The following is a 13,810-nucleotide window of genomic DNA, read 5'->3' as shown; positions in this document are numbered from 1 at the left end:
CGTTGCCGGCACTGCCACCGGTTATTCGGCGCTGGGCGGCGGAACGAAACCGGTAGCGGTATCCGCGCCTTCTCCGAAGAAGTATTTTTCGGTCTGCTTCATCAGATACTGACGCGCGCGGGCATCGGCCATGTTCAGGCGGTTCTCGTTAATCAGCATCGTCTGCTGTTTCAGCCATTCCTGCCAGGCCTCTTTCGAGACGCTTTCATAGACTCGCTGACCCAGTGGCCCCGGCACTGGAGGGAAGTCGAAACCTTCCGCGTCCTTGTTCAGTTTCACGCAGTGGACGATTCGCGCCATGATGTTGCTCCTTCTTTGATGGTTCCAGCTATTCTCACAGCTGCTTGATGAGCACCAGCGAGCGGCGCTGCCAGTTGTACAGGCGCCGCCGGTCTTCCGGCAGATCGTCGACCGAAGCCTTGACAAACCCACGTTTCAGGAACCAGTGCTCGGTACGGGTGGTCAATACAAAAATACGGTTCAGGCCGCGTGCCCGTGCCCGTTGCTCGATACGTTTCATCAGTCGCTCGCCGTCACCGGAGCCTTGCGCTTCCGGTGACACGGTTAGGCAAGCCATCTCGCCAATCTTCTCCTGCGGATAGGCATACAACGCGACGCAGCCAAACAAGACGCCATCGTGTTCTATCACGGAGAAGTGATCGATGTCGCGTTCGAGCTGGTGCCGATCGCGACGTACCAACGTGCCATCGTTCTCCAGGGGTTCGATCAACTGGATGATGTTGGCGACATCGTCCGGCGTCGCTTCCCGCAGGCTTTCCAGATTGTCATAAGCGACCATCGTGCCCACGCCGTCGTGTGAGAACAGTTCAAGCAGAATCGAGCCATCCAGCGTGTACGGAATCAAATGCGCGCGCGGCACGCCGCTGCGGCAGGCTTTCACGACATGCTTCAGGCAAAAGCCGACGTCATCGTCCAGTGTGGCGCTGCCGTCGTGATGCGCGTCCCGCAGCCGCTGGGCATCGTCCAGTGACAGTTCATGCACCAGCGTGCCGTCCGGGCTCAGGACGCCCGGTTGCTCGGTGATGAAAATCAGCTTGTCCGCACGCAGTGCGATGGCCGTCGTGGTGGCAACATCTTCCATCGCCAGATTGAACGCTTCGCCCGTGGGTGAGAAGCCCAGTGGCGACAGCAGTACAAGCTTGCGGTTCGCCAATGCCTGGCGAATCGAGTCGGCATCCACCTTGCGGACAATGCCGGTGTGCTGAAAATCCACGCCATCGACGATGCCGACCGGACGCGCCGTCACGAAATTGCCGGAGACGATCCCTAGGCGTGCGTGCGCCATCGGTGTGTTCGGCAAGCCCTGGCTGATGGCGGCCTCGATGTCCAGGCGGACTTCACCCGCTGCTTCCTTCGCGGATTCCAACGCCGGCGGATCGGTGATCCGCATGCCGCCAGCAAATTGCGACTCGAGGTTGCGCAAGCGCATCGAGTCCTCGACTTGCGGCCGGCAGCCATGAACGAGCACGATCTGCATACCCATCGCATGCAGCAGCGCCACGTCCTGGATCAGCGCGTTCAACGCGCCATCGCGGACCAGCTCGCCGCCGAATGCGACGACGAAGGTCTTATTGCGAAACGCATGGATATACGGTGCGACCGCGCGCAGCCAATCGACGAATTGCGCCTGCGTCGCCGCCTCGGCTTCCGCGGAGGGGCGATATGCACCGCCGGACGCGGCGGGAGATGTCGCCGCGATCGACGCGGGTGTTACGGCAACAGGGCGTGCGGGCATGGTGGACACGGTGTCGTGTTCCGGTGTGGGCACTGATTGCGGCGACGTTGGCGCTTGCGCTGCGCGGGGCGTGCTGGGGAGAGGGCGAAGCGGATCGGTCACAGCGGCGGTATCAGTGGCGATGGAATTACGGTAAATGGCGTGGCATCGCTCGCGCGGACGCCGGTGAATGAGCCGATGGGCGTTTGCGGCGCACGGGCAGCGGCGGTGTGGGCCGCATGGCGCGATTATAATGCGCTGCTATGTCGAATGCTGCCAAACCTGATCGCCCGCCGCGCGCCACTGCGCCCACCGCCCCCGAAACCGCATCGGCGCATGCCGTGCGGCCGCCCATGCCTGACGCGCCCGCCGATCGCCCTGCCGACGCCGGGGGTATCGCGCGCCGGGCACGTGGCGCTGCCGACTTACCCGCTGGCGCGCCTGGCCAAGGCGCACGGCGTGATCCAGACCGTCGTGGCGCGCGGACCGATCCTGCAGCGTCCCCGGCCCGGAGCGCCCCGCCCGCCAACCCGGTAGGCGTCGTCACTTTTCCCGAGGCGCTGCCGGTCTCTTCGCGCCGGGAAGAGATCGCACGTGCCATTGCCGCGCATCAGGTGGTCATCGTCAGTGGCGAAACCGGCTCCGGCAAAACCACCCAGTTGCCAAAGATCTGCCTGGCGCTCGGCCGAGGTCGCGGCGCCGGGGGCACGGGTCTTATCGGGCATACGCAGCCGCGTCGTATTGCCGCATCGGCAACCGCGCGACGCATCGCGGACGAATTGCAGTCGCCGCCTGGCGAGATCGTCGGCTACAAGGTGCGGTTCAACGACACATTGTCGCCCGGCGCATCGGTCAAATTGATGACGGACGGTATCCTGCTCGCGGAAACGCAGTCGGACCCCATGTTGCGTGCGTACGACACATTGATCATTGATGAGGCGCACGAGCGTAGCCTCAATATCGATTTCTTGCTGGGCTACCTGAAGCAGTTGCTGCCCAAGCGGCCCGACCTGAAAGTGATTGTCACCTCCGCGACAATCGACGCGGCGCGTTTCGCGCGGCACTTTGGTCGTCCGCGGCGTCCCGGCGAGTCCTCGCCACAGCCGATGACGAACGTATCCGCGGAGGGTGCGCCAACGCGATCCGTCAAGTCGGCCCAGGATCGCGACGGCCGGCCCGTCGCGCCCGAGGACGATATTATTCCGGCGCCTGCGATCGAGGTCAGCGGGCGTCTGTATCCCGTCGAAATCCGTTATCGTCCGGTTCAGCCAGACGGTATGGGGCCGGCCGGTGTCGCGGCGAAAGGCGATACAAAGGCGCAACCCGGTGAGGGGCGCCGCACGCCGACGAACGCGCAGCGCGAGGCGGCGGGGGATAGCGCGCGTGGCACCCGCCGCGCCGAGCGTGATTTGATCGATGCCATCGTCGACGCGGTGGACGAACTCGCGCGCGTGGGCTCCGGTGACGTGCTCGTATTCCTGCCCGGTGAACGCGAAATTCGCGAGGCCGCGGAGGCGCTGCGCAAGCATCATCCGCCGCATACGGAGATCCTGCCGCTGTTCGCGCGGCTGTCCGCGGCGGAGCAGGAGCGCGTCTTCAAACCGTCGAACGCGCGACGCATCGTACTGGCGACAAACGTTGCCGAGACCTCCCTTACCGTGCCGGGCATTCGCTATGTCGTCGATACCGGTCTGGCGCGCGTCAAACGCTATTCGTATCGCAACAAGGTCGAGCAACTGCAGGTCGAGCCGGCATCGCAGGCTGCGGCGAACCAGCGCGCCGGCCGTTGCGGACGGGTAGCCGATGGTGTTTGCATCCGTCTCTACGACGAAGCCGATTTTCAGTCACGGCCCCGTTTCACCGATCCTGAAATCCTGCGCTCATCGCTGGCGTCGGTCATCTTGCGGATGAAGTCGCTGCACCTGACCGATATCGAGACCTTTCCGTTTCTGGAGGCGCCTACCGGCCGCGCGATCGCCGACGGCTATCAGCTGTTGGCGGAACTGGGTGCGGTCGACGATGACAACCGCCTGACGAAGCTGGGGCGAGAGTTGGCACGGCTGCCATTGGACCCGCGGGTCGGCCGGATGATCCTGGCGGGACGGGACAGCGGTGCGTTGCGTGAGATGCTGATCATCGCATCGGCACTTTCGGTGCAAGATCCGCGCGACCGGCCGCTCGAAGCGCAAGAAGCGGCGGACCAGGCGCATAGGCAGTTTGCCGACGAGCGCTCGGAATTCCTGGTCTGGCTGAACATCTGGAAATGGTTCACCGAAGCGGTTGAACACAAGAAAACGAACCGGCAACTGATCGATCAATGCCGTGCGCGATTCCTGTCGCATCTTCGCTTACGCGAATGGCGCGATGTGCACACGCAGTTATTGACGGTGGCGCGTGAGCAGGGCTGGCGTCTGGGCGAAGCCGCGGCGACCTACGAGCAGGTGCATCTGGCGCTGTTGGCCGGACTGCTCGGCAATATCGGCATGCGCGCCGAGGACGAGCCCCACTATCTCGGCGCGCGCAGTATCAAGTTTCATCTGTGGCCCGGTTCGACGCTCGGCAAGAAAGCGGGAAAATGGATCATTGCCGCTGAAATGATCGAGACCACGCGCTTGTATGCGCGGTGTGTCGCCCGGGTGGAACCGGAATGGATCGAGAAGGTCGGGTCCCATTTACTGCGCACGTCGCTCTCCGAGCCGCATTGGGAAAAGAAGGCGGCCCAGGTCGTGGCGTTCGAGCGCGCGACGCTATACGGCTTGCCGATCTATCAGCGCCGACGGGTTGATTTCGGCAAGCGCGACCCGGCCCGGGCGCGCGAGCTGTTCATCCGCGGCGCGCTGGTCGAAGGGGAGTTCGACACGCGGCTGCCGTTTTTCGCGCATAACCGCCGGCTGCTGGCGGACATTGCGCAACTCGAACACAAGTCACGACGACAGGATGTGCTGGTCGACGACGAGCTGATTTTTGCATTCTACGATCAGCAGATTCCGGCCGATGTCTGCACCGCGGTGGATTTCGAGAAATGGTATCGCCACGCGGGGAGTGCCGTGGGCAAAAACGGGTCGGGCGGGAAGACCGACACCGAGGGTCATGCGGGTACTTCCGCAGAGCCGGGCCAGCCGGCGACAAAACGGTTGTATCTGTCGCGTGACGACCTGATGCGGCACGAGGCGGCCGGGATCACCACCGACCTGTTCCCGAAACGGGTGGCCATTGCCGGTCAGGACATGGGGTTGTCGTATCACTTCGAGCCGGGTTCGCCGCGTGACGGTGTCACGCTGACAATCCCCCTCTTTGCGTTGAATCAGGTGGGCGAGCGACGTTGCGAATGGCTGGTGGCGGGGATGCTGAAGGAGAAGGTGCAGGCCTTGCTCAAGTCATTGCCGCAAAAGCTGCGACGCCATTGCGTGCCGTTGCCCGACTATGCGGCCGGGTTCCTGGACCGGCATGCGCCGCGCGTGTATGGCAGTGGCAGCACGATGGTGGCGGAGGGTCTCGTGGACGCGTTGTGCGCCGATATCCGCGCGCTGACACAACAATCGATACGACCATCGGATTTCAAGCTGGAGACGCTCGCGGCGCACTTGTTCATGAATTTCAAGCTCGTGGACGAGCACGGCCGTCAGTTGGCCATGGTGCGTAGCCTGTCCACGCTGCGCGTGGAATACGGCGGTCAGGCGCAACAGCAATTTGCGCAGATCGCATTGGCCAGCACGGTGGCCGAGTCGGCCGACGACGATGGCGACAACATGCGCGATGCCCGCGATGGCGCGGGCAAGCGTGGCTTACTACGGGGTAACTCAGGGAACGTCACGCCGCGGTTGGGCACCGGCACGTCGGCTGCAACCGCCATTGTGGGAAATGGCGCGCGTGTTTCCGCTGACGCCGGTGCCTCAGCGGCTTCCGGCACCGCGCTGTACGATAACCTGACGAACTGGACATTCGGCAAGTTGCCCGAACTGCTGGAAATTCGTCGAGGTGGCAATACCCTGTATGGCTATCCGGCGCTAGTGGATCGCGGGACGCATGTCGAAGTGCAGGTATTTGACTCGCCGGAAGAGGCGGGTACGACCCACCGCATCGGCCTGCGGCGTTTGTTTGCGCTGCAACTGCGAGAGCCGTTGAAGTACCTCGAAAAGAATTTGCCGGGACTGCAGCAGATGGCGATGCAGTACATGTCGCTCGGCACACAGGACGAACTTCGATCGCAATTGCTGGATTGCGCGATTGAACGCGCCTGTTTGGTCGAGCCGCTTCCGGACGACGATGCCGCGTTTGCGGTCCGTCGCGACGAAGGGCGGGCGCGGTTGTCCTTGCTGGCGCAGGAGGTGTCGCGGTTAGTCGCAACGATCCTGACGGAGTACACCGATGTCAGCAAAAAACTAGCGCAGGCGAAAAGTTTCGGTGCGCCGCACGACGACATGTTGCAGCAATTGCGCGCCTTGGTTGGCAAGCGCTTCATCGCCGAGACGCCCTACGCGCAGTTGTCGCATTTCCCACGCTATTTGCAAGGCATTGGCGTGCGCTTGACAAAACTGAAGGCCGATCCTCAGCGCGACGCGCGGGCGAGTCTTGATATGGCGCCATTGCGCACGCAATATCAACGCATGGCGTCGCAATGGCGGGCGGGTTCCGATCCGCGGCTGGAGCAGTTCCGCTGGTTGCTGGAAGAACTGCGCATCTCCTTATTTGCGCAGGAATTGAAGACACCCATGCCGGTGTCCGTTAAACGTCTGCATAAGGTGTGGGATGCGCTCCAACGGTGAGTTTCGACAAAATACGGAAGTCATCGCGTCGCTGGCGCGTGCGATTTCCGGCTTTTTTAATCCACGTGTCTGGTGGTTGACGGTGGCCCCATTCGTCATGTCCGCGGCTATCTGGGGGCTGTTGTTATACGCCGGTTGGGAACGCGCCACCGGCTGGGTGCGCGCTTTTCTCGCGCAGTGGCCGGTACTGGACGGGGTCGAACGGGCGATCGCGTTTATCGGATTAGGTGGGTTGCATTTGGTGTTCGCGCCGTTCCTGGTTGTTGCCGTCGCCATTCCATTGATTGTCGTCACGATTCTGCTCTTGATCGGCGTGACATCGATGCCCGCGGTGATCGCGCATCTAAGCCGGCGCCGCTTCGCCCATCTGGATGCACTGCACGGCGGCAGCCTGCTGGGCAGTATCGGCTACGGAACGTGGTCGACCCTGATCTTTGGCGTCCTGATGATCGTGACGTTGCCGTTGTGGTTCGTCCCCCCATTCATGGCGATCGTGCCCCCGGCGCTGTGGGGCTGGCTCACCTACCGGATGATGAGTTACGACGCACTGGCGTTGCACGCTAGCGCCGACGAGCGTCGCAGTCTGTTGCGGCGTCATCGTACGCCGTTGCTCGCGATCGGTATTGTTTGTGGTTTGCTGGGCGCGGTGCCGGCACTGCTGTTCGCGACGTCGGCGATCACAATCGTATTGTTCCCGGTCATCGCCTTGATTTCCGTATGGCTCTACGTCGTGATCTTCGTATTCTCCGCGCTGTGGTTCGGGCATTACTGCTTGCGCGCGCTGGAAGCGCTGCGTGAGGAAACACCGCCCCCGGTCAGGCAAGTCCGGGATGCGTGAGGTATGCTGGAAAGTCTGGCAGAACGCGCTGTCCTTATCCTTGGGTTTCCGGCATGGCATTCGGCATCATCATCATCGGCGACGAGATTCTTTCCGGCCGTCGCACGGACAAACACCTGTCGCAGGTGATCGGTTTGTTGGCCGCCCGCGGCCTGTCATTGGATTGGGCTGAATACGTTGGCGACGATCCCGCGCGGATCACAGCAACGTTGAGGCGGACGCTCTCGGGCGGCGATGTGGTGTTCAGCACTGGCGGCATTGGCGCGACGCCGGATGACCACACGCGGCAATGCGCCGCCGAGGCGCTTGGCGTGCCGCTCGCGCTGCATGACGCCGCGAAGGCGTTGATCGTGGAGCGGATGCGAGACATGACGGGCCACGCGCAGCCCGATCTGGCGCTGCCGGAGAACCAGCAGCGGCTGAAAATGGGTGAATTTCCCGTGGGTGCCGCGATCATCCCGAATCCGTACAACAAGATTCCTGGTTTCAGCGTTGCTGATCACCACTTCGTGCCGGGCTTTCCAGTCATGGCCTGGCCAATGATCGAATGGGTGCTGGACACGCATTACGCGCATTTGCATCATGTGGACACGCGTGTAGAACGATCGATCCTGGTGTTTGGATTGGCCGAATCGACCATCGCGCCGTTGATGCGCCAGATCGAGACGACGTTTCCGACCGTAAAGGCGTTCAGCTTGCCCAGCGTCGGAGATGCCCAGCGTGGTGCGCTGTATGCGCGACACCATATCGACCTCGGCGTAAAGGGCGATGCGGTATCGGTAGAAGCGGCCTTTGCCGTTCTCCGCGATGGCATCACTACGCTAGGGGGGGAAATGGTCGAGGCCCCCTCGGCCGGCAAAGGCGGCTGACACGCGCCCAGATTCGCGCGGCGACTTGCGGTCGCCGATTTTCGGCACGGCACACGGCACGCCCCGGCGTAGCGTCTGTCGTTCAGCCGTGCCCGTTGCGCGCGCCTTCTTGGGGGCGGACTCGGCGGTAAAAGCCGTCGTCGCGATCACGCTCCGCGCCAGGGCAGGCCACGCCAGCACCAGCCGCCCACTGATTTGCGGTGACCGGCGGTGTCCTTGTCCCCCTCGAACCCTTCCAATACGTCGAACACGTGGGAGAATCCGTGTGCGGCGGCTAATTGCCCTGCTGCCTTGGAGCGTACGGCGCTACGGCAAAGCATTAACACCGGCCGATCAGCACCAAGCGCACCGCATGCCCCGCGAAGCATCTCGATAAACGCGTCGTTGCGCGCGCCGCCCGGCCAGCCGTTCCACTCGATATGCGCATACTGGTCCCGCGGAATGTCCGGTTGGCCGACCCAGGTTAATTCCGCCAGCGTCCGGACGTCCACCAGCAAGGCTTCGGGCGTGAGCTGAAGGAGGCCAAATGCCTCGTCGGGTGTCAATGCGCCGGCGTACGACAAGCCGGCCTCCTTGCCGCGATTTGTACCCCGCGCCAGGATTGCTGCGGCGGTATCGGCCTGGGGAGATGAAGCGGACGCGGGGGCGGCAGGGGACGAGCTGGAAGCGGTCATCGTGTCATGTCCTGGGGCAAGCCGCGTTGCATCGAGTCGTCATCGATCCGTCATGCCGCGCGGTCAGTATGGTTGAGCGTATTCTAGCAACGGCTCCGTGGCGCCGAAAGCAGGCTAAGTGGCTAATGCGCGCCCAAAATTGGTGCAATATCCATTTTGGTGCGCGAATATGCTCTATATAGGTGCGTAACGGGTTTATCATGGGGCGTGCGATGTGCGGAATGTCGATGCACGCGGCGATGGACAAAAAAAAACGTAGTGGCCGCGCCGGGATAGCGCGCCCACGCCTCGTTGCGGTGCATCGGGCACGCTTCATGCATTATGGGTTCTATCCGCCCGGCGTGTTGCCGGACGGCACGTGTGCGCCGCACTCGGGCGTGGCACGAATGCGGCAGGCGCGCGGCATCCGTCGGGCAACACAACGCAGAACTGGCAACAACAACCTGCAGTACCTCACGTGCACACACGTGGCGGCGACGTATCGCCGCTGCAATGGTCTATCTGGAGATATGTAATGAGCAAAACCGTGGCCGACGTCATCAAGCTCGTCAAGGACGAGGACGTCAAGTTTGTCGATTTCCGCTTCACCGACACGAAAGGCAAGGAACAGCACGTGTCGGTGCCGGTGTCGGCATTCGACGAAGACAAGTTCGAGAGCGGCCACGCTTTCGACGGTTCCTCGATCGCCGGCTGGAAAGGTATCGAGGCGTCGGACATGTTGTTGATCCCCGACGCATCGACTGCCTTCATCGACCCGTTCTATGAAGAGTCGACACTGGTGTTGTCGTGCGACGTAATCGAGCCGTCGGATGGCAAGGGCTATGAGCGCGATCCGCGCTCGCTGGCAAAGCGCGCGGAAGCCTACCTGAAGAGCTCGGGCCTGGGCGATACGGCGTACTTCGGTCCGGAGCCGGAATTCTTCATTTTCGACTCGGTCCGCTGGAATGTCGATATGCAGGGCTCGTTCGTGTCCATCGGTTCGGAAGAAGCGCCGTGGTCGTCGAAGGCCAAGATCGAAGGCGGCAACACCGGCCATCGTCCAGGCGTCAAGGGCGGGTACTTCCCGGTGGCGCCGGTCGACACGTTCCAGGACATGCGCTCGGAAATGTGCTTGCTACTGGAAGCCGCTGGCGTGCCGGTCGAAGTGCATCACCATGAAGTGGCGGGTCAAGGTCAAAACGAATTGGGCACGAAGTTCTCGACGCTGGTGCAACGCGCGGACTGGACGATGCTGACGAAGTACATCGTACACAACGTCGCACACACATACGGCAAGACGGCAACGTTCATGCCGAAGCCGGTCGTCGGCGACAACGGCTCGGGCATGCACGTGCACCAATCGATCTGGAAGGATGGCAAGAACCTGTTCGCAGGCGACGGTTATGCAGGCCTGTCCGAATTCGCGCTGTTCTACATCGGCGGCATCATCAAGCATGCCCGTGCGCTGAATGCCATCACGAACCCGACGACGAATTCGTACAAGCGTCTGGTTCCGGGCTTCGAAGCGCCGGTGAAGCTGGCGTACTCGGCACGTAACCGCTCGGCATCGATCCGTATTCCGCACGTCTCGAATCCGAAGGGTCGCCGTATCGAAACGCGCTTCCCGGACCCGATGGCGAATCCGTACCTGGCATTCTCCGCGCTGATGATGGCCGGTCTGGACGGCGTGCAGAACAAGATCCATCCGGGCGAGGCTGCCGACAAGAACCTGTACGATCTGCCGCCGGAAGAAGATGCGAAGATCCCGACCGTGTGCGCGAGCCTGGACCAGGCACTCGAGGCTCTCGACAAGGACCGCGAGTTCCTGACCCGTGGCGGTGTCTTTACGGACGGCATGATTGACGCGTATATCGGCTTGAAGATGGATGAAGTCACGCGTTTCCGCATGACTACCCATCCGGTCGAATTCGACATGTACTACTCGCTCTGATCGAAGGTCGGGCACGGGGGCGCGGTTTTCTAGGCCTGCCACCGCCCTTCCGTCCGAGATCCGGTACCGCGAGGCGCCGGGGTCCGATGTCAGTTGAATCGGCATCCGACCCACGGGCGCCACGCAACGAAAAAGGGGACGGTGGTGTGCCGTCCCCTTTTTCGTTGCGTGATGGCGCGTGCGTGCCACTGATACCACCCGGAAACCAAGGCTTCGATTCTCCGATGGTACTGAAGACTCTTATGCGAGGACGCAAGTCCCAGACTGAAACGGCGGCGACGTCCGTCGCCCCTGCCAATGCCAGTGGCGTTGCTGCGCCGCAGGCCTTGTGCGATGCTGGATTGTTGCCAGGCCTGGAGGCGTTGCCGTCGGTCGTGCTGGTCCTTGAGCGCAGTAGCTGGCGCATCGTTTTCGCCAATCTCGCTGCGGAAGCATTGCTTGAATTGTCTCGCCGGCAATTGACGCAGATGGCCTGGGGGGATCTGTTCACAAGCGACCTCGGTCCGCTTGAATCGATCACCGCATTGAGTCAGGATTATTTCCAGGCAACGCATCTGGACGCCGTGATCGAGCGGCATGGTCACGAGCCATTGCGCGTGTTGGCCGTGCTGGGCGTATTGGAATCGGTCCCCGATTACTTGCTGGTGGAAGTTTTCGAGAACGAACAGAAGTTGCGCAATGACCGAGAGGAACGCATCGCGGACCTCTCAGCCGCCAACAAGCAGTTGATCCGCAACCTGGCGCACGAGATCAAGAATCCGTTGGGCGGCATACGGGGCGCCGCGCAGTTGCTCGAATTCGAACTGAATGGCAATGCGCGTGAACTGAAGGAATACACGCAGGTCATCATCAAGGAGTCGGATCGGCTGCAGACCTTGGTGGATCGTTTGCTGGAGCCGCATCGACATCCGCATATCGTTCGCGACGTAAATATTCACGAAGTCTTCGAGCGCGTGCGGGCGGTCATTCTCGCCGAATTCCCCCGCGGCTTGACGATCGAACGGGACTTCGACGTGTCGGTGCCGGATCTGCGCGGTGACATGGAACAATTGATCCAGGCCGTATTGAATATCGTACGGAACGCGGCCGAAGCGTTGCGTGTGCAGATTACGGAGGGCACGGCGGTGATTGAATTCCGGACGCGAATCGCGCGGCGGGTGGTCATCGCGAAGCGCCAGTGCAAACTGGCATTGGATTTGCGTATCACCGATAACGGGCCGGGCATTCCTGACGAGATCCGGGATCGCATTTTCTACCCACTCGTATCAGGTCGCGAAGATGGTAGTGGTCTTGGATTGACGCTAGCACAAACATTTGTTCAGCAGCACGACGGGTTGATCGAGTGCGAAAGCCGGCCCGGCAAGACCGAATTCCAGATCCTGTTGCCATTGAACTACTGAAGATTATGAAACCGATCTGGATAGTAGACGACGATCAATCGATCCGATGGGTTCTCGAGAAAGCCCTCGCGCGGGAGAACTTCGCCACGCGTAGCTTCAGCAATGTGCGCGATGCGATGATCGCGCTGGAGACCGATCGTCCCCAGGTCCTCGTGTCCGATATCCGGATGCCGGGTGGCTCGGGATTGGACCTGTTGCAACGGGTGCGCGAGCGGGTACCGGGTTTGCCGGTCATCATCATGACCGCTTTCTCCGACCTCGATAGCGCCGTGGCGGCGTTTCAAGGCGGTGCGTTCGAGTACCTGGCGAAACCGTTCGATATCGACCGCGCCGTGGAATTGATCCGGCGCGCCGTGGAGGAAAGTCAGCGTGGTGAACATCACGACGACGAACGGCCGACAGAAGCGCCAGAAATGCTGGGCCAGGCCAGCGCGATGCAGGACATGTTCCGGGCAATCGGGCGTCTGTCCAATTCAAGTGCGACGGTTTTGATCACGGGCGAATCCGGGACCGGCAAGGAACTGGTCGCCCGCGCCTTGCATCGCCATAGTCCGCGCGCAAATGGTCCTTTCATCGCCTTGAACACCGCGGCCATTCCCAAGGACCTGCTGGAATCCGAACTCTTCGGCCATGAGCGTGGCGCTTTCACCGGCGCGCAGGCAATGCGGCAGGGGCGCTTCGAGCAAGCGGAAAACGGCACGCTGTTTCTCGACGAAATCGGCGATATGCCGTTCGATTTGCAGACCCGCTTGCTGCGGGTGTTATCCGACGGACAGTTCTACCGGGTTGGCGGACACAACCCGCTTCGGGCGAATGTACGGGTGATCGCGGCAACGCACCAGAACCTGGAGACGCGTGTACGCCAGGGCATGTTCCGGGAGGACTTGTACCATCGACTCAACGTGATTCGCCTGCGGCTGCCGCCCTTGCGGGAGCGGAGCGATGACATCCCGTTGCTGACAAAACATTTCCTGCTGAAAAGCGCCCGTGACCTCGGGGTCGAACCAAAGCGCGTCACCGACGATGCGCTGGGGTATCTGTCGACGTTGCCTTTCCCGGGCAATGTCCGGCAATTGGAAAACCTGTGCAATTGGTTGACGGTGATGGCGCCGGCGCAGACGATCGAGGTCAAGGACCTGCCTGCCGAAATGCGTTCCAGCGGTACGCAGGGTACGGTAAGCGCGAGCCTGGGCGAGGGCGGGAATGCCCTGAGCAGCGGCTCGGGCGCGCCCGTCTTGCCGGCTGAGCCCGGTAGTGATGCGGGCGCGTTCGACAGTCTGTCGCCTAACGTCGGCAGCGGCCTGGCACCGGCTAGCGCGAGCACGGCAAGCGACGGCGGAGTGATGACCGGTGGTGGGGTGGGTGATCGCGCGGAGAGTTGGGAGAGCAGCCTGCGCAGCGAGGTTGCACGGCTGTTGCGCAGCAGCGCACCCGATGTGATGGATCAGATGACACGCCGTTTCGAAGCCGCCGTGATCAAGGAGGCATTGGATTTCACTCGTGGCCGAAAGGTCGAAGCGGCCGAGCGGCTGGGCATCGGTCGTAATACGATTACCCGTAAAATCCAGGAACTGGATCTGGAGGCATAAGGCCTTGCA

At 62.1% G+C, this 13,810-nt stretch carries 10 protein-coding genes; 7 read left to right on the top strand and 3 right to left on the bottom strand.

The window, feature by feature from the left end:
* Window positions 1-21: 21 nt before the first annotated feature.
* Together SJQ66_RS24035 and argA are read right to left on the bottom strand one after the other, a co-directional pair.
* The gene (locus SJQ66_RS24035) at window positions 22-300 is read right to left on the bottom strand and encodes an oxidative damage protection protein (protein ID WP_024901281.1); all 279 of its coding nucleotides are present in this window, start codon (window positions 298-300) and stop codon (window positions 22-24) included.
* Window positions 301-334: 34 nt separating this feature from the next.
* A complete protein-coding gene (gene argA, locus SJQ66_RS24030; protein WP_046153381.1) occupies window positions 335-1,756 on the bottom strand; it encodes an amino-acid N-acetyltransferase in 1,422 nt (473 codons plus the stop codon).
* Between the two features lie 23 nt (window positions 1,757-1,779).
* Between argA and SJQ66_RS24025 the strand changes: the two genes are divergently transcribed.
* From SJQ66_RS24025 to SJQ66_RS24010, 4 genes are all read left to right on the top strand, one after another.
* Entirely contained in the window at window positions 1,780-1,929 is a 150-nt protein-coding gene (locus SJQ66_RS24025) for a hypothetical protein (protein WP_176025971.1), read from the top strand.
* 69 nt (window positions 1,930-1,998) lie between these two features.
* Window positions 1,999-6,501 (top strand): ATP-dependent RNA helicase HrpA, encoded by a 4,503-nt coding sequence (hrpA, locus tag SJQ66_RS24020; protein WP_320534627.1) that lies wholly within the window; start codon window positions 1,999-2,001, stop codon window positions 6,499-6,501.
* Window positions 6,485-7,339: an EI24 domain-containing protein gene (locus SJQ66_RS24015; protein WP_320534626.1), complete on the top strand. Its 855-nt coding sequence runs from the start codon at window positions 6,485-6,487 to the stop codon at window positions 7,337-7,339. The genes hrpA and SJQ66_RS24015 overlap by 17 nt, the downstream gene beginning before the upstream one ends.
* A gap of 53 nt (window positions 7,340-7,392) precedes the next feature.
* Window positions 7,393-8,208, top strand: a complete 816-nt coding sequence (locus SJQ66_RS24010; RefSeq protein ID WP_024901277.1) for a competence/damage-inducible protein A — start codon at window positions 7,393-7,395, stop codon at window positions 8,206-8,208.
* 146 nt (window positions 8,209-8,354) lie between these two features.
* On the opposite strand, the gene SJQ66_RS24005 is transcribed toward SJQ66_RS24010, so the two are convergent.
* A complete protein-coding gene (locus SJQ66_RS24005; protein ID WP_024901276.1) occupies window positions 8,355-8,882 on the bottom strand; it encodes a rhodanese-like domain-containing protein in 528 nt (175 codons plus the stop codon).
* A gap of 514 nt (window positions 8,883-9,396) precedes the next feature.
* Between SJQ66_RS24005 and glnA the strand changes: the two genes are divergently transcribed.
* The 3 genes from glnA (at window position 9,397) to ntrC (ending at window position 13,801) form a co-directional block, all read left to right on the top strand.
* Window positions 9,397-10,812, top strand: coding sequence for a type I glutamate--ammonia ligase (gene glnA, locus SJQ66_RS24000; RefSeq protein WP_024901274.1), 1,416 nt, complete (start codon window positions 9,397-9,399; stop codon window positions 10,810-10,812).
* 224 nt (window positions 10,813-11,036) lie between these two features.
* The gene (gene glnL, locus SJQ66_RS23995; RefSeq protein WP_024901273.1) at window positions 11,037-12,212 is read left to right on the top strand and encodes a nitrogen regulation protein NR(II); all 1,176 of its coding nucleotides are present in this window, start codon (window positions 11,037-11,039) and stop codon (window positions 12,210-12,212) included.
* Between the two features lie 5 nt (window positions 12,213-12,217).
* Window positions 12,218-13,801, top strand: coding sequence for a nitrogen regulation protein NR(I) (ntrC, locus tag SJQ66_RS23990; RefSeq protein WP_046153378.1), 1,584 nt, complete (start codon window positions 12,218-12,220; stop codon window positions 13,799-13,801).
* Window positions 13,802-13,810 lie beyond the last annotated feature (9 nt).

The organism is Robbsia andropogonis (assembly GCF_034047095.1).
Taxonomy (GTDB): domain Bacteria; phylum Pseudomonadota; class Gammaproteobacteria; order Burkholderiales; family Burkholderiaceae; genus Robbsia; species Robbsia andropogonis.
This window is presented reverse-complemented; position numbering and strand designations above follow the sequence as displayed.